This is a genomic window from Pseudomonas sp. BTN1, assembly GCF_001907715.1.
Lineage (GTDB): Bacteria > Pseudomonadota > Gammaproteobacteria > Pseudomonadales > Pseudomonadaceae > Aquipseudomonas > Aquipseudomonas paracarnis.
Window position 1 is genome coordinate 61,915 of the sequence record NZ_MPBM01000005.1, and the last position, 18,610, is coordinate 80,524.

The 18,610-nt window shown below is 59.8% G+C and carries 17 protein-coding genes and 2 pseudogenes; 15 read left to right on the forward strand and 4 right to left on the reverse strand.

Annotated features, from left to right (window positions below; all coding sequences use genetic code 11):
• Positions 1–7: 7 nt before the first annotated feature.
• The gene (locus tag BMH52_RS01955; protein ID WP_014717698.1) at positions 8–337 is read right to left on the reverse strand and encodes an EscU/YscU/HrcU family type III secretion system export apparatus switch protein; all 330 of its coding nucleotides are present in this window, start codon (positions 335–337) and stop codon (positions 8–10) included.
• Entirely contained in the window at positions 334–1,911 is a 1,578-nt protein-coding gene (locus BMH52_RS01960; protein WP_014717699.1) for a flagellar hook-length control protein FliK, read from the reverse strand. Before BMH52_RS01960 ends, BMH52_RS01955 begins: the two co-directional genes overlap by 4 nt.
• 199 nt (positions 1,912–2,110) lie before the next feature.
• On the opposite strand from BMH52_RS01960, the gene ccmA reads away from it, so the two are divergent.
• The 10 genes from ccmA to BMH52_RS02010 all read left to right on the forward strand — a co-directional run bounded on the left by ccmA (position 2,111) and on the right by BMH52_RS02010 (position 9,472).
• Complete coding sequence (gene ccmA / locus BMH52_RS01965) at positions 2,111–2,746, forward strand: cytochrome c biogenesis heme-transporting ATPase CcmA (RefSeq protein WP_073842772.1); 636 nt, start codon at positions 2,111–2,113, stop codon at positions 2,744–2,746.
• Positions 2,743–3,411 carry a heme exporter protein CcmB gene (gene ccmB / locus BMH52_RS01970; RefSeq protein WP_073842774.1) on the forward strand — a complete coding sequence of 223 codons (669 nt, stop codon included), beginning with the start codon at positions 2,743–2,745 and terminating at the stop codon, positions 3,409–3,411. Before ccmA ends, ccmB begins: the two co-directional genes overlap by 4 nt.
• An 87-nt stretch (positions 3,412–3,498) precedes the next feature.
• Complete coding sequence (locus BMH52_RS01975) at positions 3,499–4,254, forward strand: heme ABC transporter permease (protein ID WP_014717702.1); 756 nt, start codon at positions 3,499–3,501, stop codon at positions 4,252–4,254.
• Positions 4,251–4,427: a heme exporter protein CcmD gene (gene ccmD / locus BMH52_RS01980; RefSeq protein WP_003172771.1), complete on the forward strand. Its 177-nt coding sequence runs from the start codon at positions 4,251–4,253 to the stop codon at positions 4,425–4,427. Before BMH52_RS01975 ends, ccmD begins: the two co-directional genes overlap by 4 nt.
• Positions 4,424–4,882 (forward strand): cytochrome c maturation protein CcmE, encoded by a 459-nt coding sequence (gene ccmE, locus BMH52_RS01985; RefSeq protein ID WP_014717703.1) that lies wholly within the window; start codon positions 4,424–4,426, stop codon positions 4,880–4,882. Before ccmD ends, ccmE begins: the two co-directional genes overlap by 4 nt.
• 3 nt (positions 4,883–4,885) lie before the next feature.
• Positions 4,886–6,874, forward strand: a complete 1,989-nt coding sequence (locus tag BMH52_RS01990) for a heme lyase CcmF/NrfE family subunit (protein WP_014717704.1) — start codon at positions 4,886–4,888, stop codon at positions 6,872–6,874.
• Positions 6,871–7,407, forward strand: coding sequence for a DsbE family thiol:disulfide interchange protein (locus BMH52_RS01995; protein ID WP_073842776.1), 537 nt, complete (start codon positions 6,871–6,873; stop codon positions 7,405–7,407). Before BMH52_RS01990 ends, BMH52_RS01995 begins: the two co-directional genes overlap by 4 nt.
• Positions 7,404–7,877, forward strand: a complete 474-nt coding sequence (locus BMH52_RS02000) for a cytochrome c-type biogenesis protein (RefSeq protein WP_014717706.1) — start codon at positions 7,404–7,406, stop codon at positions 7,875–7,877. Before BMH52_RS01995 ends, BMH52_RS02000 begins: the two co-directional genes overlap by 4 nt.
• Positions 7,870–9,060 (forward strand): c-type cytochrome biogenesis protein CcmI, encoded by a 1,191-nt coding sequence (gene ccmI, locus BMH52_RS02005; protein ID WP_073842778.1) that lies wholly within the window; start codon positions 7,870–7,872, stop codon positions 9,058–9,060. Before BMH52_RS02000 ends, ccmI begins: the two co-directional genes overlap by 8 nt.
• Before the next feature lie 16 nt (positions 9,061–9,076).
• Positions 9,077–9,472 (forward strand): hypothetical protein, encoded by a 396-nt coding sequence (locus BMH52_RS02010; protein WP_073842780.1) that lies wholly within the window; start codon positions 9,077–9,079, stop codon positions 9,470–9,472.
• A gap of 546 nt (positions 9,473–10,018) precedes the next feature.
• Here the strand turns inward: BMH52_RS02010 and BMH52_RS29465 are convergent.
• On the reverse strand, positions 10,019–10,756 hold the full coding sequence (locus BMH52_RS29465) for an MFS transporter (RefSeq protein ID WP_256575681.1): 738 nt from the start codon (positions 10,754–10,756) through the stop codon (positions 10,019–10,021).
• On the reverse strand, positions 10,756–11,469 hold the full coding sequence (locus BMH52_RS29470; protein WP_256575682.1) for an MFS transporter: 714 nt from the start codon (positions 11,467–11,469) through the stop codon (positions 10,756–10,758). The genes BMH52_RS29465 and BMH52_RS29470 overlap by 1 nt, the downstream gene beginning before the upstream one ends.
• Positions 11,470–11,684: 215 nt before the next feature.
• Between BMH52_RS29470 and BMH52_RS29895 the strand changes: the two are divergent.
• The 5 genes and pseudogenes from BMH52_RS29895 to BMH52_RS29375 all read left to right on the forward strand — a co-directional run.
• A pseudogene (locus tag BMH52_RS29895) lies at positions 11,685–11,782 on the forward strand (hypothetical protein); the annotation flags it as partial.
• A gap of 79 nt (positions 11,783–11,861) precedes the next feature.
• Positions 11,862–12,428, forward strand: a complete 567-nt coding sequence (gene phnN / locus BMH52_RS02020) for a phosphonate metabolism protein/1,5-bisphosphokinase (PRPP-forming) PhnN (RefSeq protein ID WP_014717708.1) — start codon at positions 11,862–11,864, stop codon at positions 12,426–12,428.
• Between the two features lie 405 nt (positions 12,429–12,833).
• Positions 12,834–14,399 (forward strand): M57 family metalloprotease, encoded by a 1,566-nt coding sequence (locus tag BMH52_RS02025; protein ID WP_073842782.1) that lies wholly within the window; start codon positions 12,834–12,836, stop codon positions 14,397–14,399.
• A gap of 1,570 nt (positions 14,400–15,969) precedes the next feature.
• Positions 15,970–17,625 carry a M10 family metallopeptidase C-terminal domain-containing protein gene (locus BMH52_RS02030; RefSeq protein ID WP_256575683.1) on the forward strand — a complete coding sequence of 552 codons (1,656 nt, stop codon included), beginning with the start codon at positions 15,970–15,972 and terminating at the stop codon, positions 17,623–17,625.
• Positions 17,626–18,006: 381 nt separating this feature from the next.
• Positions 18,007–18,610, forward strand: a pseudogene (locus tag BMH52_RS29375) (alkaline protease); the annotation flags it as partial.

Here is an 18,610-nt window from a genome sequence, read left to right on the forward strand (position 1 = left end):
TGAGCAATCAGTAATCGTCACCCTGCTCAGTGACATCCCGCTCTACTGGCCCTGCTTCCGGGTCGTAGCCGGCCGGGAACTTGCCCTTCAACGTCCAGGCAAACGCAATGATCTCGGCAATCGTGCGGTACAACTCTTCCGGAATGCTGTCCCCCAGTTCCATGCGCGCCAGCAGCTTCACCAACTCGGCGTTTTCATAGATCGGTACTTCATTCTCCCGTGCCAATTTGAGGATGGCTTCGGCCAGGGCGTCGTCGCCTTTGGCCGTCAGGGTGGGGGCCTGTTGGCCGTCGTACTTGAGGGCGATGGCCTGGCGGGGTGGGGCGGCGTTTTTCATGCGGTTTCATCCACCCAGCGTTGCTCCAGTCCGGTTTTTGGCCCACGGGGCGGGGTGCCCAGATGGCAATCCAGGTCGCCGACGTTAAGCCCGGATGACACCAGGCGCTCGCGCAGGCTGCCCAAATGGCTTTCGATCAGGCTGGCGGTGAATGGGCGGCTGGCCCACAGCTGGCTGGACAGTTTGCCTTGAGACAACTGCGCCTGAACCTGCAGTGGCCCCAGCGGCTCCATGTCGAAGGCCAGTTCTACGCGCCAGAGCATCTGTTTCGGGTCTTTTTTATCCTTGCGCTCGGGCTGGTCCTTGTCTGGCGCGGGCTCCTCGCGTTGGAACTTGACCTGCAACGGCACAATGTCTTGCAGGGTGCGCATGGGGATCTCCAACTGCCAGGTCGTTTGCAGGCGGCCATCGGCGGTGATGCCGGTCTGTTCCAGGCTCGACAGTTGATGGCTCTGCAAGCGCGAGATCGCCCCGGCGGCCAGGCGTAGCAGGCTTTCCAAGTCGCCTTCACCTTCCAGTTTTGCCATGAGCCGCTCGGGCAGCGGGAAGCCGGCGGGTATCTGCCGGGCGCCGACCTGGCCGAGGGTGTTCAACGGGCTGCGCACGAAGTGCGGCAACACCTGGGCCAGGGTATTGGCGGCGAGGATCGCATTCAGGTTGGTACTGGCAGGCAAGGCGGGCAAAAGGTCTGCGACCAGGCGTAACAGCGCGCCTTTCATGTCCAGCGGTGGGATTTGCGGGTTCTGCCCGGCAAGCAATTTGGCTTCCAGAAAGGCGCCGCTGTTCTGCACCACCTGGGCCAGTATCTTGGGATTGCTGACCTGTGCCAGATCGGGCAACGCCGCCAGCAAGCGCTCGGCGGCGGCCCGCAGCTCGGCCGATGTGCTGTCGCCACGGGGCAGGTTTTGCAAGGCGGTGAACACCGCATCCAGCGAGCCTTGGCGACTTTGCTGAGTGGCAAGTTGCTGCGTCACGGCCAGTTGGTCCTTCAGGCCGCTTAGCGGTACGAAGTTCAGGGTCTGCGCGTTCTGCACCACGGCGCTGAGCAAGCTGCCCACCCTCAGCGGTTGAGGGCTTTCCAGGGTGAGGGTGGCACCGGCCAGGGCGTTATTGAGCACACTCACCAGCGAGCGATAGATCGCCGGTTGCGCCGTGCCCTGGGGCAGCATCTGCGTGGTCAGCACCTTGGCCTGCAATAACGTACCCACCGGTATTTGGTTAGTGTCGAGGCGGGTGAGGGCGGCCACGTTGGCACTCATGGCTTGCTGCAAGGTAATGGCCAGGTTGCCCGCAGGCGTCTGGCTCACCGCCACATTGCTGCCCAGGGGCAAGGGCTGGGCGCTGCTGGCTTGCACCAGCGTCTGGCGACCGCCGGCGAGGGTCAGTTTGAGCAATAACTGAAAGGCCTCGCCGCCTTGTTTAAGCGCGATGACCTCGGCGTTCACGGTTTTCCCCGGGTCGATCAACCCGGCCTGCGGCTCCAGCAGTTTGAGCAACGCGCCGGCCCCAGGCAGCGGAGTGGGCCCGGGTGCGGAGGTTGGCGGCAGTGGAGGAAGGTTGATCTCGCCGGTCATCGTGCGCATCGTCTCTGGGGAAATTGCCCTCTTTAGAGTAGGACATCGCATGTATAATGCCGTCCGTCTGCAAAGAGAGCGGTAAAAACCTCACAACTATTTGATCCAGCTCTCTAAAATCGGTCGCCAAAGCCGTTATTGTGCATCTCTCTATAACGGCCGCTGCACCGCCGACTTGAACCGTAAAGGCCCGCGATCTTTGACCAGCCCTCTTCTTGAAGCCGTAGCGCTTGCCTGTGAACGCGACCTGCGCCTGCTGTTCGAGCAACTCGACCTGCGGCTGACGGGTGGGGACATGGTGCAAATCAGTGGCCCCAATGGCAGCGGCAAGACCAGCCTGCTGCGCCTGCTGGCCGGTTTAATGCAGCCGACGGCCGGCGTGGTGCATCTCAACGGCAAGCCCTTGAACGAGCAGCGTAGCGAGCTTGCGCGCAACCTGGTCTGGATCGGCCACGCCGCCGGCATCAAGGACGTACTCACCGCTGAAGAAAACCTCAGTTGGCTCAGCGCCCTGCATCATCCTGCTTCCCGTGATGCCATCTGGCAGGCCCTGGCCGCGGTGGGCCTCAAGGGCTTTGAAGACGTTCCCTGCCACACCCTGTCCGCCGGCCAGCAGCGCCGCGTGGCCCTGGCCCGCTTGTACTTGCCCGGCCCGCCGCTGTGGATTCTCGACGAGCCTTTCACGGCCCTCGACAAACAAGGCGTGGCTCAACTCGAAGCGCATCTGGCCCAGCACTGCGAGCAAGGCGGGCTGGTGGTGCTCACCACCCACCACACCTTGGCGCGCATGCCCGCTGGCTACCGTGAGCTGGACCTGGGGCGGTGGTCGCTATGAGTGTGTTCGCCCTGTTGGTGGCCCGTGAAGCCCGACTGCTGTGCCGTCGCCCCGCCGAACTGGCCAACCCGCTGGTGTTCTTTGCCATCGTGATTGCGCTGTTCCCGCTGGCGGTCGGCCCGGAGACTAAACTGTTGCAAACCTTGTCCCCGGGACTGGTGTGGGTCGCCTCGCTTTTATCGGTTCTGCTCTCGCTGGACGGGCTGTTTCGCAGTGATTTCGAAGACGGTTCCCTGGAACAGTGGGTCCTTTCGTCGCACCCTTTGCCACTTCTGGTACTGGCCAAGGTGCTGGCACACTGGGCTTTTTCCGGCTTGGCGCTAGTCTTGCTCTCGCCACTGCTTGCCATGATGCTCGGGTTGCCCGTTGAATGCCTGCCGGTGCTACTCCTGTCCTTGTTACTCGGCACGCCGGTGCTCAGCCTGTTGGGGGCGGTGGGCGCAGCGTTGACGGTCGGCTTGAAGCGTGGCGGGCTGTTGCTGGCCCTGTTGATTCTGCCTTTGTATATCCCGGTGTTGATCCTGGGCAGCGGCGCTTTGCAAGCCGCGCTTATGGGGATGCCGGCGACCGGTTACCTCTTGTGGCTGGGTAGCCTGACCGCCCTGGCGGTAACCCTGACACCCTTTGCTATAGCCGCCGGCCTGAAAATCAGCGTCGGTGAATAATGAGGTCTGACCCGGCGTCAATAACGCTGAGTCAGTAAAGACCCTGAGCTTTTCGCCACGACGAAAAGCACCGTGATGGAAACAGCAATGAACTGGACCTGGTTTCACAAGCTCGGCTCGCCCAAATGGTTTTATGGCATCAGCGGCAAGCTGCTGCCGTGGTTGAGTATCGCCGCCATCCTGCTGATCGGCATCGGCCTGGTCTGGGGCCTGGCCTTTGCGCCGCCGGACTATCAGCAAGGCAACAGCTTTCGCATCATCTATATCCACGTGCCTGCCGCGATGCTGGCCCAGTCCTGCTACGTGATGCTGGCGGTGTGCGGCATCGTCGGCCTGGTATGGAAGATGAAGCTGGCCGATGTAGCCCTGCAATGCGCCGCGCCCATCGGTGCGTGGATGACCGCCGTGGCGCTGGTGACCGGTGCGATCTGGGGCAAGCCGACCTGGGGCTCATGGTGGGTGTGGGATGCGCGCCTGACCTCGATGCTGATCCTGCTGTTCCTGTATTTCGGCCTGATTGCCCTGGGCAACGCCATCAGCAACCGTGACAGCGCCGCCAAGGCCTGCGCGGTGCTGGCGATTGTCGGCGTGATCAACATCCCGATCATCAAGTACTCGGTGGAGTGGTGGAACACCCTGCACCAGGGCGCCACCTTCACCCTCACCGAAAAACCGGCGATGCCCGTGGAAATGTGGGCGCCGTTGCTGCTGATGGTGCTGGGTTTCTACTGTTTCTTCGGCGCCGTACTGCTGCTGCGCATGCGCCTTGAAGTGCTCAAGCGTGAAGCCCGTACCAGTTGGGTAAAGGCCGAAGTGCAAAGCTGCCTGGGAGCACGTGGATGAGTTTTGCTTCTTTCAGTGATTTTCTCGCCATGGGCCACCACGGCCTGTATGTCTGGACGGCCTATGGCATCTGCCTGGCGGTGCTGGCCCTCAACGTCGCCGCGCCGATCCTGGCCCGCAAGCGTTACCTGCAACAAGAGGCGCGACGTCTGCGCCGGGAGACCGAAAAGTGAATCCGCTGCGTAGAAAGCGTCTGTTGATCATCCTTGCCATCCTGGCCGGCGTCGGCATTGCCGTGACCCTGGCCCTGAGCGCCCTGCAGCAGAACATCAACCTGTTCTACACGCCCACCCAGATCGCCAATGGCGAGGCACCGGTCGATACGCGCATCCGCGCTGGCGGCATGGTGGAGCAGGGCTCGTTGAAGCGTTCCGGCGATTCGTTGGACGTGACCTTCGTGGTCACCGATTTCAACAAGGCCGTGACCATCACCTATCGCGGCATCCTCCCGGACCTGTTCCGTGAAGGCCAGGGCATTGTCGCCCTGGGCAAGCTCAACGCCGACGGCGTGGTGGTGGCTGACGAAGTGCTGGCCAAGCACGATGAAAAATACATGCCGCCCGAGGTCACCAAAGCCTTGAAAGACAGCGGCCAAACCGCGCCCGCCACCCCAGTCAAGGAGGGCTGAGCCATGACGTCCGCACTGTTTATTCCGGAGCTGGGCCAGTTGGCGATGATCCTCGCGCTGTGCTTTGCCGTGGTCCAGGCCGTGGTGCCCTTGCTCGGTGCCTGGCGCGGCGACCGCCTGTGGATGAGCCTGGCGCAGCCTGCCGCCTGGGGCCAGTTTGCCTTCTTGCTGTTCGCCTTTGGTTGCCTGACCTACGCCTTCATGACCGACGATTTTTCCGTCGCCTACGTCGCCAACAATTCCAACAGCGCTTTGCCCTGGTACTACAAGTTCAGCGCCGTGTGGGGCGCCCACGAAGGTTCATTGCTGTTGTGGGCCTTGATCCTCGGCGGCTGGACCTTCGCTGTATCGGTGTTCTCGCGCCAATTGCCGCAAGTGATGCTGGCGCGGGTGCTGGCGGTGATGGGCATGATCAGCATCGGCTTCCTGCTGTTTTTGATCATGACCTCCAACCCGTTCACCCGCATCCTGCCGCAGATCCCGGTGGACGGTCACGACCTCAACCCGTTGCTGCAGGATATCGGCCTGATCGTGCACCCGCCGATGCTCTACATGGGCTATGTGGGCTTTTCTGTGGCCTTCGCGTTCGCCATCGCCGCCTTGCTCGGCGGGCGTCTCGACGCCGCCTGGGCGCGCTGGTCACGGCCATGGACCATCGTCGCCTGGGCCTTCCTCGGTATCGGTATCACCCTGGGCTCGTGGTGGGCCTATTACGAACTTGGCTGGGGCGGCTGGTGGTTCTGGGACCCGGTGGAAAACGCCTCCTTCATGCCGTGGCTGGTGGGTACCGCGCTGATTCACTCCCTGGCCGTCACCGAAAAGCGTGGCGTGTTCAAGAGCTGGACGGTACTGCTCGCCATCGCGGCGTTTTCCCTCAGCCTGCTCGGCACTTTCCTGGTGCGCTCGGGCGTGCTGACCTCGGTGCATGCGTTTGCCTCAGACCCTGAGCGCGGCGTGTTCATCCTGATCTTCCTGCTGTTTGTGGTCGGCGGTTCCCTGACCCTGTTCGCCCTGCGTGCTCCGGTGGTCAAGAGCCACGTCGGTTTCAACCTGTGGTCGCGGGAGACCCTGTTGCTGGGCAATAACCTGGTACTGGTGGTGGCTGCATCGATGATCCTGCTCGGCACCCTCTACCCGCTGGTACTGGATGCCTTGAGCGGCGCCAAGCTATCCGTGGGGCCGCCGTACTTCAATGCGTTGTTCATCCCGTTGATGGGCCTGTTGATGGTAGTGATGGCGGTCGGCGTGCTGGTGCGCTGGAAAGACACCCCGGTGAAATGGCTGGCGGGCATGCTGATGCCGGTGCTGCTCGGCAGCGTGGCCCTGGCGGTGATCGCCGGGTTTGCCTACGGCGACTTCAATTGGGCGGTACTCGCCACCTTCCTGCTGGCGGCCTGGGTGTTGCTGGCGGGGGCGCGGGACATCGTCGACAAGACGCGCCACAAAGGCCTGATCAAAGGCCTGCCCACTCTGACCCGCAGCTATTGGGGCATGCAGATCGCCCACATTGGTATTGCGGTGTGCGCCCTTGGGGTGGTGCTGTCCAGCCAGAACAGCGCCGAGCGCGACCTGCGCCTGGCGCCGGGCGAGTCCATGGACCTGGCCGGTTACCACTTCATCTTCGAAGGTGCCAAGCACTTTGAAGGGCCGAACTTCACCTCCGACAAAGGCACGGTGCGCGTGGTGCGCAATGGCAAGGAAATCGCCGTGCTGCACCCGGAGAAACGCCTGTACACCGTGCAAAGTTCGATGATGACCGAGGCTGGCATTGACGCAGGTTTCACCCGTGACCTGTATGTGGCCCTCGGTGAACCTCTGGGCGATGGCGCCTGGGCCGTGCGCGTGCATGTCAAACCGTTCGTGCGCTGGATCTGGTTCGGCGGGTTGCTCACCGGGTTCGGCGGGTTGCTCGCAGCGCTGGACCGGCGCTATCGGGTCAAGGTCAAGAGCCGGGTGCGTGAAGCGCTTGGCCTTTCGGGAGCTGCGGTATGAAGCGTTGGTTGATGGTTGTGCCGCTGGCGATGTTCCTGCTGGTGGCGGTGTTCCTGTATCGCGGGTTGTACCTGGACCCGGCCGAGCTGCCTTCGGCGATGATCGGCAAGCCGTTCCCCGCCTTCAACCTGCCAACGGTGCAGGGTGACAAGATCCTGACCCAGGCAGATTTGCAGGGCAAGCCGGCGCTGGTCAACGTGTGGGCCACCTGGTGCATCTCTTGCCGCGTCGAACACCCGGTGCTGAACAAGCTGGCCGAGAAGGGCGTGGTGATCTACGGCATCAACTACAAGGACGACAATGCGGCGGCCGTGAAGTGGTTGGCGGAATTTCATAACCCGTACCAGCTGGATATCCGCGACGAAGACGGCAACCTGGGGTTGAACCTGGGCGTGTACGGCGCGCCGGAAACCTTCTTCATCGATGCCAAGGGTGTGATTCGTGACAAGTTCGTCGGCGTGATCGACGAAACGGTGTGGCGCGAGCAACTGGCCGCCAAGTACCAGGCCCTGGTCGATGAGGCCAAGCCATGAAGCGTTGGTTGACCGCTGCCGTTTTAACCCTGGGCCTGGCCGGCGTGGCCCACGCCGCCATCGACACCTACGAATTTGCCAACGACGCCGAGCGCGAGCGTTTCCGCGACCTGACCAAGGAACTGCGCTGCCCCAAATGCCAGAACCAGGACATCGCCGACTCCAACGCCCCGATCGCCACCGACCTGCGCAGAGAGATTTTCCGCATGCTGGGGGAGGGCAAGGACGACCAGCAGATCATCGACTTCATGGTCGACCGCTACGGTGATTTCGTACGCTACAAACCGGCACTCACCGGCAAGACCGCGCTGCTGTGGTTTGGCCCGGCCGGGCTGCTGCTGGCCGGCGTGGTGGTGATGGCCGTGATCGTGCGTCGGCGCCGTGTCGCACCGATTGATGGCGCCGATGCGCTGTCCCCTGAAGAGCGTAAACGCCTCGACCAATTGCTGGACACCAAGACTGATGATTGATTTCTGGCTCGCAGCCGGTTTGCTGCTACTGATTGCCCTGAGTTTCCTGTTGATCCCTGTGTTGCGTGGCCGTCGTGCCCAGCGTGAAGAGGATCGCACCGCGTTGAACGTGGCGCTGTACCAGGAACGCGTCGCCGAGCTGCAAGCGCAGCAGGACGAAGGTGTGTTGAATACCGCGCAACTCGACACCGGCCGCGCCGAAGCGGCCCGCGAGTTGCTGGCCGACACCGAAGGTGTGGAAAAACCCCGCGAATCGCGGTTAGGCAAACCGCTGCCGTTTTTGGCGGCGTTTCTGGTGCCTGCGCTGGGCGTGGCGCTGTACCTGCATTATGGGGCGAGCGACAAGGTTGAACTGACCCGTGAGTTTTCCCAACCGCCGGTGTCCATGGCCGACATGACCCGCCGCCTGGAACGCGCCGCCGCCGCGCAACCGGATTCGGCAGAAGGTTTGTACTTCCTTGGGCGCGCCTATATGGCCCAGGACCGTGCCGCCGATGCCGCCAAAGTCTTTGAACGTACGGTTGCGTTGGCCGGGCGCCAACCGGAACTGCTCGGCCAATGGGCCCAGGCGCAGTACTTTGCCGACAACAAACAATGGTCGCCTCAGGTTCAGGCGCTGACCGACGAAGCCTTGAAGCTCGACCCCAAGGAAGTCACCAGTCTTGGCCTGTTGGGTATCGCTGCCTTTGAGGGCCAGCGTTATCAGGAAGCCATCGACTACTGGAACCGCCTGCTCGCGCAACTGCCGCCAGAGGACAATTCCCGTGTCGCCTTGCAAGGCGGAATTGACCGCGCAGCAGAGAAGCTCAAGGAGAGCGGTGGCAGCCTGGCTCAGGCGCCCAAGGCGCTGCTGACCGTGCGGGTGGACGTATCTGCCGAGGTGAAAGCCAAGGCCCTGCCAGGCGACAGCGTGTTCATCTTCGCCCGCGCCGTAAACGGCCCCCCGGCGCCCTTGGCGGCCAAGCGTGTAACCGTCGACGCATTGCCGGTCACCGTCGAACTGGGCGATGCCGACGCGATGATGCCGCAGTTGAAACTGTCCAACTTCCCCGAAGTCCAACTGGTTGCGCGCATATCCCGGGCCGGCCAACCGACCGCTGGCGAATGGATCGGCCGCAGCCAACCGTTGGCCAGCAGCACCAATGCGCTGCAGCAATTGACCATCGACACTCCGGACCAGTAATTCTGAGGACACACCCATGACCGCATTTGCACGCATCACCCTGCTCAGCCTGGTACTCGGCCTGAGCGCCTGTGCGGTCCACCGCCCACCTGCGGCGTCGACCGGCCCGACTATTCCACCGTCTGGCCCCTCGACCCAGCCGAGCACCAAACCATCTGGCCCGGTGACGCCGCCGCCCAAGCCTCTGCCAAGCAAATCGCCGACCTTCGCCCCACCGCCGGGCGCCGCCAGCCACTGGGACGGCAAGATGCAGGTGTACGTGCTGGATGACCAGCCTGACACCTTCTACCGCCAGCGCACCTACTACCGCTGGAGCAACGGCTGGAGCCGGTCCATCAGCCCCAACGGGCCATGGGAAGAAACCAACGTGCAGGGCGTGCCGCCGGGGCTGAGCAAGCAGTACGCGCAATGACAAAAGGCGACCGTGTTCAGGTCGCCTTTTTTATTTCCGATTTGAAATGCTCTCCACTGTGGGAGCGGGCTTGCCTGCGATGACTATAGGTATCTACACAACTTTGTAGATTGTAGCCGCCGTTGGGCGGAACCCTAAGTGGCTGTTACCTCAATAACGGATATGTACTCGGTCTGGATCCAACATATTGGTCGGCTGCCAAGCCGCCTTCGCAGGCAAGCCAGCTCCCACATTTGGATCGCAGCGCTTCAGTTGGCCCAGCGTCGGCTGTCAAGCCGTCACGGGAGCAAGCTCCCTCGCATCGCCCTATAGTTGGGCGGCAGCTTGCCTGACAGCCGACACCTGACCAATTGTGGGAGCTGGCTTGCCTGCGATGACGGCCTGCCAGCCGATACCTATCTACCTGACGCCCCGCAATCCAAGTGTGGGAGCGGGCTTGCTCGCGAAGGCGGCCTGACAGTCGATCGGGATGTTGGATCTAACCCGGCGTCCTGTCGGGTTACCCCCGCACTCAAGATGTACTTGGTTCGTCCGCCCGCACCCACTTCACACCGGCGCAGTCTCCTGGCCTTTCAATGTGCGCCTGGCGATGACAATGGCCAGCACCGCCAAGCTGAAGGTGGCCCAGGCCATCAGTTGAGTCCCTCCTACAAATGCCTGTATAGCGTTGCCCATGACTTCACTGGCCTGGTCGTGCGCCAGGGTGGCCGAGATTGCGTGCGCGCCTGCCAAGGTTTCGCTTGCCAGTTGCATTTGCATAGGGCTCAAGAAGTCCGGTAGGTGCAGCGTGCCACGGTAGTACGCCGTCACCAGGCCACCGAGCACGGTGGTGCCGAGTACTACGCCGACTTCATAGGCCGTCTCGCTGATGGCTGACGCGGCGCCGGCTTTGTTGGCTGGGGCGGCCGACAGGATCACGTCGTTAGAGACGGTAGCAATGGCGCCGACGCCAATGTTCAACAAGGCAAACGCAACCACGATCACCGTCAAACTGCTACCGAGGCTGGCCACCAGCAAAAACGCGCCGGCAGTGAAGGCCAGCAGGATGGGAATCAGGACATTGACCGAGACGCGCTGGGCGACCGGGACGATCAGGATCCCCACCACAATCGCCATGAGCTGGCCCGGTATCAACGCCAGGCTGGCGTTCAAGGGCGACATGCCCAGGACGATTTGCAGCAACTGAGTGGCAAAGAACACGAAGCCGATCATGAAGGCCAGGCTCATCAGGTTAATGGTCACCGAGCCGCTGAACGTCTTGTTGCGAAACAGGCTCAGGTCCATCAAGGGGTAGGGAGGCGCAACTGACGGCGTACGAATTGCCAGCCGCTCACGATTGCAACGGCCAATACCGCCAGTGCCCAGGCGTCCGGCCCTTCACTGGCGACATGCTTGATGCTGTACACCAGCGCACTGAGGGCGACCATCGAGAGCGCAATGCTGATGACATCCATCGGCCCCGACGCGTCCGGCTCGGACTCAGGCAGCAGCCAGAGGCCGAGGATCAACAGAGGCACCAGCACCGGTACGGCCAGGAGAAAAATCGACCCCCAACTGAAGAACTCCAGCAATATGCCGCCGACCAACGGCCCAAGCGCAGAACCGACGGTCAAGGTGGTTGCCCAGATCGCCACGGCCAGGCGACGCTCTTCCCGGTCCTCGAACACTGAGCGAATCAGCGCCAGCGTTGACGGCATCAACATCGCCCCGAAAACCCCCATGCATGCGCGTCCCACGACCAACTGCGTGGCGGTGCTGGAATAAGCGGTCATCACCGACACCAGGGTAAACCCCAGTGAGCCGATCAGCAGGAGTTTGCGATGGCCTTTGCGATCCCCCAGGCTACCCATGGAAATGAGCAATCCTGCCAGCATGGGCGGCGGCATGACCTCCGCCACGATGTCCAGGTCTACCGAAGATTGGGCCAAGGCCATGCCGAAGCCGAGAATGGCTGCATGGGGCAATGCCTGACACAGGGCCATCAATTCATTCGGCACATGCACACTCCCTGAACGGCACGCGCCTACTACAATTACGTCGAACGCTATGTTCTAGATCCTTGTTTAAACTGTCAGCTGTAGGATGAAAAACATTCCCATGTAGGAACGTGCTGAGCTTTCTATAGATTGTGAGTAGGGGCGACCATTGAGCATTTGTTTCATGTTGTATCGTTGTTACAAATTACATACTCACTCCAATAAGCCCGGAAAGCCTGGTGCACGTGCCGAGCGTGGTGCGCGGTGGGTCACACTCGGGTAATGTGGCCGCCGCCGGCCTGCAAGGGCAGGTTGGCTGGAAATACTTTCCAGCCCTGACGATGGCTTGACGCGCCGAATGCTGACACCGGGGCGCCGGTACAGGTCTGGAGACAAGCGAAGAGGGTGTTTTGATGGCGGGCAGGTTGATCTATCTCATCGGGCCATCGGGGTCGGGCAAGGACAGCCTGCTGGACGCCGCGCGCCCACGCCTGGTCGAGCGTGGGTGTCGCCTGGTGCGGCGGGTAATCACGCGGTCAGCGGAGGCGGTGGGCGAAGCGGCGCAAGGCGTGAGCCCCGAGCAGTTTGCGGCGATGGAGGCCGAGGGTGCATTTGCCTTGAGCTGGCAGGCTAATGGCTTGTCCTACGGCATCTCCAAGGACATCGACGATTGGCTGGCCGCCGGCGACGATGTTTTGGTCAACGGCTCCCGTGCCCACCTGGCGCAGACCCGCGAGCGTTATCCGACCTTGCTGGTATTGCTGCTGACGGTGGACCAAGCGGTGTTGCGCCAACGTCTGATTGCGCGTGGGCGGGAGTCGTTGGCGGATATCGAGCAACGCCTGGCGCGCAATGCGCGGTTCACTGCCGAATTGATCGCAGGTCACGGCGCGGGTTTGTTCGTGTTGGATAATTCCGGCCCATTGGCGCACACCGTTGAACGCTTGCTGTGCTGCCTGGACCACCGGCATTGCGTATGAGCCGGACCCAAGTCCCGGTAGGTTAGGACAACCCCGTCATGTAGTGCTTGATGAGGCCAGGTCTCAGATAAAACCCTGGCACTGAGCTTATTTTTTTCTGATGTGTTTGAGTGGGTTGCTGAATGTTTGAAGTTTAACTGTCGACCCGATTAAATTAACGCTTTGCGCGTTTTTACGTCTGTAGTATCAGGGTTTTAGCGTGATTGATAAGGGGCGGCTGTGCTGCGCTGAATAAACTGTGTGCGGATTTTTTGCGGTCGTGTTTATAGGGTTTTCTTGCAAAGAATTAGCGATGGTGAAGGCGTTTTCAATATGGGAGCTTTATCGGGCTGACTACGGAACAGTCGGCATCGATAACTCCTGTACATGGACGATTCATTTCACTGTTCAGAGTAGTAAAGTGCCATGCATATCCCAGTTAGACAGTCTTTCCAGTCGCATCCCCCTGAGACATTGAACTCCAATTTTTCACCTGATGAGAAGCAAGTTATTCGTTGGGCCAATAATAAAAAATCTTTCACCACGGACCAGGCGGCGAAACATATTACGCGCAGTAATGCGAAGTTTAAGGACAGTAATAGAGATGGAAAAGTTGTGGTGGGGTTTAACTTTTCCGGGGGGTTCAATGCGGCGCAGAAAGAGCGAGCCAGGCAAGCCCTTCAATACTGGGCGGATATCGCCAATATCGAATTTGTTGAAAATGGCTCAAACACCGATGGCAAGATCACTATCAAGGGGACTGGCGGATCGGGAGGCTGGGCAACCTTTCCGTTCGGTCAGCATGCAAAAGTCCAGGCCAATATAGGCACTTCGGGTGGGCAGAACCCGACCATGGGCAGCCACTTTCTGGGTTTGTTGATCCATGAACTGGGGCATACCCTGGGGCTCAGTCATCCAGGTGAATACAATGGCCAAGGCTTCAACTACGAGCGCAGTGCCGAATATGCACAGGACACCAAGGCACGCAGTGTCATGAGCTATTGGGCCGAGACCCATCAACCGGGGCACAAGTTTGCCGGCCGCAGCCCGGCGGCACCGATGATGGACGATGTCGCGGCAGCACAGCGGCTCTATGGCGCCAATACGAAGACCCGCAATACCGACACTACCTATGGCTTCAATTCCAATGCCGGTCGCGAGGTCTACAGCCTCAAGCAGGGGAGTGACAAGCCGATTTTTACCGTCTGGGATGGCGGCGGTAACGATACGCTCGATTTCTCCGGGTTTACCCAGAACCAAACCATCAACCTCAAGGCTGAGGCGTTTTCGGACGTGGGAGGCTTGCGCGGGAACGTATCGATTGCCAAGGGCGTCATTGTCGAAAATGCCATCGGCGGTGCCGGCAACGATACCTTGACGGGAAACGAGGGCAACAATCGCCTTACGGGCGGCAAGGGTGCCGATAAGTTGCACGGCGGTGCAGGGGCAGACACGTTTGTGTATCACCGCGTCGGCGATTCGACACCGCAGAACCCAGACGTTATTCAGGACTTCCAAAGCGGGCTCGACAAGATCGACCTCACCGGCGTTCTCCAGGAGGCAGGGATCAAGTCGTTGAATTTCGTTGATAAATTCGGCACAAAAGCGGGAGATGCCGTGCTCGGTCATGACTCGAAGACTGGCCGTTCCACGTTGGCTGTGGATACAACGGGGAACGGCACGGCGGATCTGATGATCGCCAGCCAAAGCCAGATCAAGCAGACGGATGTGATCTGGAACGGTGAGGCGCCGACTGTCACACCGACGCCTGGGCCCACTGTTGTCCCTGTGTCGGAACCCGTTCCGAGTCCCGTTCCCAGTCCCATTTCGGAGCCGACTGACTCCAAGCCTGATCCCAAGCCTGACCCTGACCCACAGCCAGAGCCGAGGCCAAGCCCCGGCCCGGCGCCCCGGCCGGGGAGAAGGTTTATCCAGAAAGTTTTTTCATCGTTCAAGGGGTTTGTAAATAAGGTGCGGTCGATATTCCGGTGAGTCCGGTGGCTATTGGCTAGTCCCTTGATCAGCCCAGAGCATGTCATCGCAGCGTCTGACCAACAACACGCGTACCTTTCACCGCCTTGAGCTTGCAGCTTTTCCTGACGGTGATTGCCTGGGAATGCCAGCCCCTGCAACCCAACGATTGCGCTTGCACCTTTGTGCCGTAGCGCCGCTCTCCCGGTTACCTCTGTCCAGGCTTGAACGCGCGCATCACCGCGTTCAAGCCTGCCTGCCGTACGTTTTCTCCCTTCAGCCGTGTCCTTTGCAGCGGGCTATCAGCGCTCGGTGATCGTTCTGCTTCGTCGCTTCATAGGGCGCCTGCAAGGCTCTGCTCAACCGTCGAACACTCCCGTTGAGGCACACACTGGCCGTATTGCAGTGCGTTTTTCATGTTTCAGTTTTGGAGCGTCAGCCGGATCGGTTGTTGCAGTACATTCAATGACCGTCCTCGGCCAGACTAAAGCCGTTGTATGAGCACTGCAGGTTTTTTCTTTCAATACGAACTCTGCTATTCGTCTGTGCATTGGGTTGTTGTGTAGGACGGGTTAAAAGTTGCCAGTCGGGTATAGGTTTTTGGGCGATTGGGGTGTTGTCTGATTGTGAATAACGCTTTGCAATAAAAATTATGTAAAGTGTGTTTGTGAGGTTTAATGTTCATGCAAAACAAAGAGTTATCATGTTTGCGGTTAAAGTGCTATCTGTTCTGGAGTTTCGGAAGTTTTCAAGTATAAGATTAAAGTGTTTTTAAATTTTAGAGTGTGTCGAGTTGAATTATTTCACCGCTGGTGTACGGCAGGGGAGTGTGCGAATTTAACGCTATGCCGATAACTACTGCTGCTCTTGGTGGGCGGGAATCGGTATCTCGAACGTGCTGATGTTACAGCCTCGAGTCTGATTTTTATGAGGACGTTGGTTTATGAGAGTGCCAGGACCATCCACACCTAATATTGTTATACCCAAGGAACCAGTTCTTAATAGCAGTATCAGCCCAGAAAGCCCTGCCGGGGCCTATACACGCAATAGTAAAAAGCCGATGTTTACTACGGAACAGGCGGGAAAACACATCACCCGCAACGGTTTCAAGGTTCATGATAATAATGGTGACGGCAAAATTACCTTGTCCGTTCGCGTCTCCAAGGGCTTTACCCCGCAGCAGGCAGAGCAGGTCAGGCAGGCACTGCAATCCTGGCAGGATGTCGCTAACGTTACATTTACTGAAAAACCGCAACATTCAGACGGTCATGTTGATATCAGTGAAATGCCCGGAACACCGGGGGGAGTGGCCTCACTGCCTGATAAGTTCATGACTCGAACCTTCGTAAATATTGGAACGGCGAATGCGGGGGCGAACCCTCCACTGGGTCATTATTTTCGCGGAGTGCTTATCCATGAAATAGGTCATTCAATCGGCCTGGAACACCCGGGGCGTTATGATGGTTTTGGTAACTATGGGCGTGACGCAGTCTATGCAGGGGATACTCGAGCGCGTTCGGTGATGAGTTACTATTCAGAAAAAAACCAGCCAGGCCACGACTTCAAATTGTTGAACCCTTCTGCGCCGATGATGGATGACATCTCGGCTGTCCAGAAACTGTATGGGCCGAATACCAATACGCGCGATACCGATACAACCTATGGGTTTAATTCCAATACGAACCGTGAAGCGCTTAGTTTGAAGTCGCCAAATGACAACCCTGTTTTTTGTGTGTGGGATGGTGGTGGGAAAGACACGTTGGATTTCTCTGGGTATTCACAGCCTCAGAAAATCAATCTCAATGCCGAGTCTTTTTCGGATGTCGGTGCGTTGAAGGGTAATGTCTCCATAGCCAAGGGCGTCACACTGGAAAACGCGGTGGGCGGCAAGGGAGATGACGCTCTCATAGGTAACCAGGTCGCCAATCGTCTCAAAGGGGGCGGTGGAGCAGACCGGTTGTCAGGGGGAGGGGGGGCAGACACTTTTATCTATGACCATGCCAATGATTCCACGCCGGATAACCCCGATGTAATTCTGGATTTTGAAAGTGGTGCAGACAAAATTGACGTCTCCGGGGCTTTGAAAAGGGCCAATCTCAGTGCGCTTAAATTCGTTGATCGCTTAACGGGTCAACCCGGCCAGGCTGTGATGAGTTACAGCGAGGGCAGTAATGAGGGAAGTCTGGCCTTGGACCTGACGGGCAACGGCAAGGCTGACCTGTTCGTAAAAAGCATCGGCCGGATAAACGCGGGTGATGTCGTGGCACACGGCGATACCCCTACGCCAAACCCTGAACCGAAAGACCCCAAGCCTGCGCCGCGGCCTCAATTCGACGAGCCCAAAACCAAGCCTGAGCCCAAACCGAAGGAGCCAAAGCCTGAGGAGCCCAGGCCAAGTCCGGACCGCTGTGAGCCGAAGCCACAGCCAGACCCTTGTGAGCCGAAGCCAAGTCCAGACCGCTGTGAGCCGAAGCCACAGCCAGACCCTTGTGAGCCGAAGCCAAGTCCGGACCGCTGTGAGCCGAAGCCACAGCCAGACCCTTGTGAGCCAACGCCAAGTCCGGACCGCTGTGAGCCGAAGCCACGGCCAGAGCCTTGTGAGCCGACGCCAAGTCCGGACCGCTGTGAGCCGAAGCCACGGCCAGAGCCTTGTGAGCCGACGCCAAGTCCGGACCGCTGTGAGCCGAAGCCACGGCCAGAGCCTTGTGAGCCGACGCCACGTCCAGACCTGTGTGAGCCAAAGCCGCGCCCGTCCCCGCGTGAACCCAGGCCACGGCCTGAGACCCGCGAGCCGACGCCACGTCCAGCCCCGTGGAAGCCCACGCCACGCCCGCACCCGCGTGACCCTTGGCCACGCCCGGAGACCCGCGAACCGACGCCACGTCCAGACCCGTGGGAGCCAACGCCACGCCCGAAGCCGCGTGACCCCCGGCCACGCCCGGAGACCCGCGAGCCGACACCACGTCCAGACCCGTGTGAGCCCATGCCGCGCCCGTCCCCGCGTGACCCCAGGCCACGGCCTGAGCCCCGCGAGCCGACACCACGTCCGGCCCCGTGTGAGCCCATGCCGCGCCCGAACCCGCGTGAGCCCCGGCCATGGCCGGTGACCCGCGAGCCGACGCCTCGTCCAGATCCCTGTGATCCGCAACCGGATCCTTGCGAGCCGAGAGCTGCCAGTCGAAACGATCAGTCGGCGTATTCAGCGCGGTCTTGGAACGGGCGCCATTCACCGGCAGCCGCACGCTGAATACGTTCAAGTAGCGTGCTGCTTTTATAAGTAAAAAAGTCGCGCTGATTGCTCGATTTAAATCGAGTCTGTTGCAAAATCAAATCATGTATTACGCAGTGTATAAGTGCAAACAATCAGCAATGGCTTGATGTTCGTCAGTAAAGCGGGTGCTGTGATACTTATATAAAGATTGGTTTGTCGGGTAATTAATTTTCTTGGGTTGTGAATGGTTGAATGGGTGGGCGGTTATGCACGGACTGGCCGTAGCGGCTCGGAAGGGGAGGTTGATCGACTTAAAGATTTGAATGGCTATTAATGAAGTTGGATGTCTAGGAATTCACCGGTGACTTACGTGTGAAGTGTTGTGTTGTTGTTTTTAACTAACTGAGAAACGTGATTATGATCAATGCAAATACACCCGCTGCAAATTATTACGTGCCCACACCGAACGCGGCCCCTCAGCCGTCTCAGGTGCTACGTTCTGGCAATCCAGCTGAAAGTGAGGCTGCCAGTTTCCTTCATCGCGACGCGAACTTAGCAGCCGACAAACAAGCCTCAACAAACTCTCAATTGCTTAATCTTTCTGCTCCGCTGATAGGGGCACGCACTCATCAGCAGCGAATGTATGGATTGAGTCTAAACTCGGGGCTGCTTCGACTTGGAGACATCCATTCCGGCAACGTGGTGACGGCCCGTTGCTATCCGATGGCAGAGGAAAATACCAAACCCACTCCTGAGCCCCGGCCAAACGGCGGTACCAAGCCGGCAGCCGATCAGCCCCAGCCAAACGGCGGTACCAAGGGGGCAACAGATCAGTCTCAGCCAAACGGCGGTACCAAGCCGGCAGCCGATCAGCCCCGGCCAAACGGCGGTACCAAGCCGATAGCCGATCAGCCTCGGCCAAGTGGCTACACCACGCCAGTAAGTGATAGGTCCAAGCCCAACATCGACACCACGCCAGTCGGTGGTAAGCCCAAACCCAGCGTCGACACCCTGCCAGTCG

What these genes read in the sequence shown, in the direction of transcription:
- BMH52_RS01955 (WP_014717698.1), bottom strand. Translation starts at nt 337, where the DNA reads ATGAAAAACGCCGCCCCACCCCGCCAGGCCATCGCCCTCAAGTACGAC.
- BMH52_RS01960 (WP_014717699.1), bottom strand. Translation starts at nt 1,911, where the DNA reads ATGACCGGCGAGATCAACCTTCCTCCACTGCCGCCAACCTCCGCACCC.
- ccmB (WP_073842774.1), top strand. Translation starts at nt 2,743, where the DNA reads ATGAGTGTGTTCGCCCTGTTGGTGGCCCGTGAAGCCCGACTGCTGTGC.
- BMH52_RS01975 (WP_014717702.1), top strand. Translation starts at nt 3,499, where the DNA reads ATGAACTGGACCTGGTTTCACAAGCTCGGCTCGCCCAAATGGTTTTAT.
- ccmD (WP_003172771.1), top strand. Translation starts at nt 4,251, where the DNA reads ATGAGTTTTGCTTCTTTCAGTGATTTTCTCGCCATGGGCCACCACGGC.
- BMH52_RS01990 (WP_014717704.1), top strand. Translation starts at nt 4,886, where the DNA reads ATGACGTCCGCACTGTTTATTCCGGAGCTGGGCCAGTTGGCGATGATC.
- BMH52_RS01995 (WP_073842776.1), top strand. Translation starts at nt 6,871, where the DNA reads ATGAAGCGTTGGTTGATGGTTGTGCCGCTGGCGATGTTCCTGCTGGTG.
- BMH52_RS02000 (WP_014717706.1), top strand. Translation starts at nt 7,404, where the DNA reads ATGAAGCGTTGGTTGACCGCTGCCGTTTTAACCCTGGGCCTGGCCGGC.
- ccmI (WP_073842778.1), top strand. Translation starts at nt 7,870, where the DNA reads ATGATTGATTTCTGGCTCGCAGCCGGTTTGCTGCTACTGATTGCCCTG.
- BMH52_RS02010 (WP_073842780.1), top strand. Translation starts at nt 9,077, where the DNA reads ATGACCGCATTTGCACGCATCACCCTGCTCAGCCTGGTACTCGGCCTG.
- BMH52_RS29465 (WP_256575681.1), bottom strand. Translation starts at nt 10,756, where the DNA reads ATGGACCTGAGCCTGTTTCGCAACAAGACGTTCAGCGGCTCGGTGACC.
- phnN (WP_014717708.1), top strand. Translation starts at nt 11,862, where the DNA reads ATGGCGGGCAGGTTGATCTATCTCATCGGGCCATCGGGGTCGGGCAAG.
- BMH52_RS02025 (WP_073842782.1), top strand. Translation starts at nt 12,834, where the DNA reads ATGCATATCCCAGTTAGACAGTCTTTCCAGTCGCATCCCCCTGAGACA.
- BMH52_RS02030 (WP_256575683.1), top strand. Translation starts at nt 15,970, where the DNA reads ATGGATGACATCTCGGCTGTCCAGAAACTGTATGGGCCGAATACCAAT.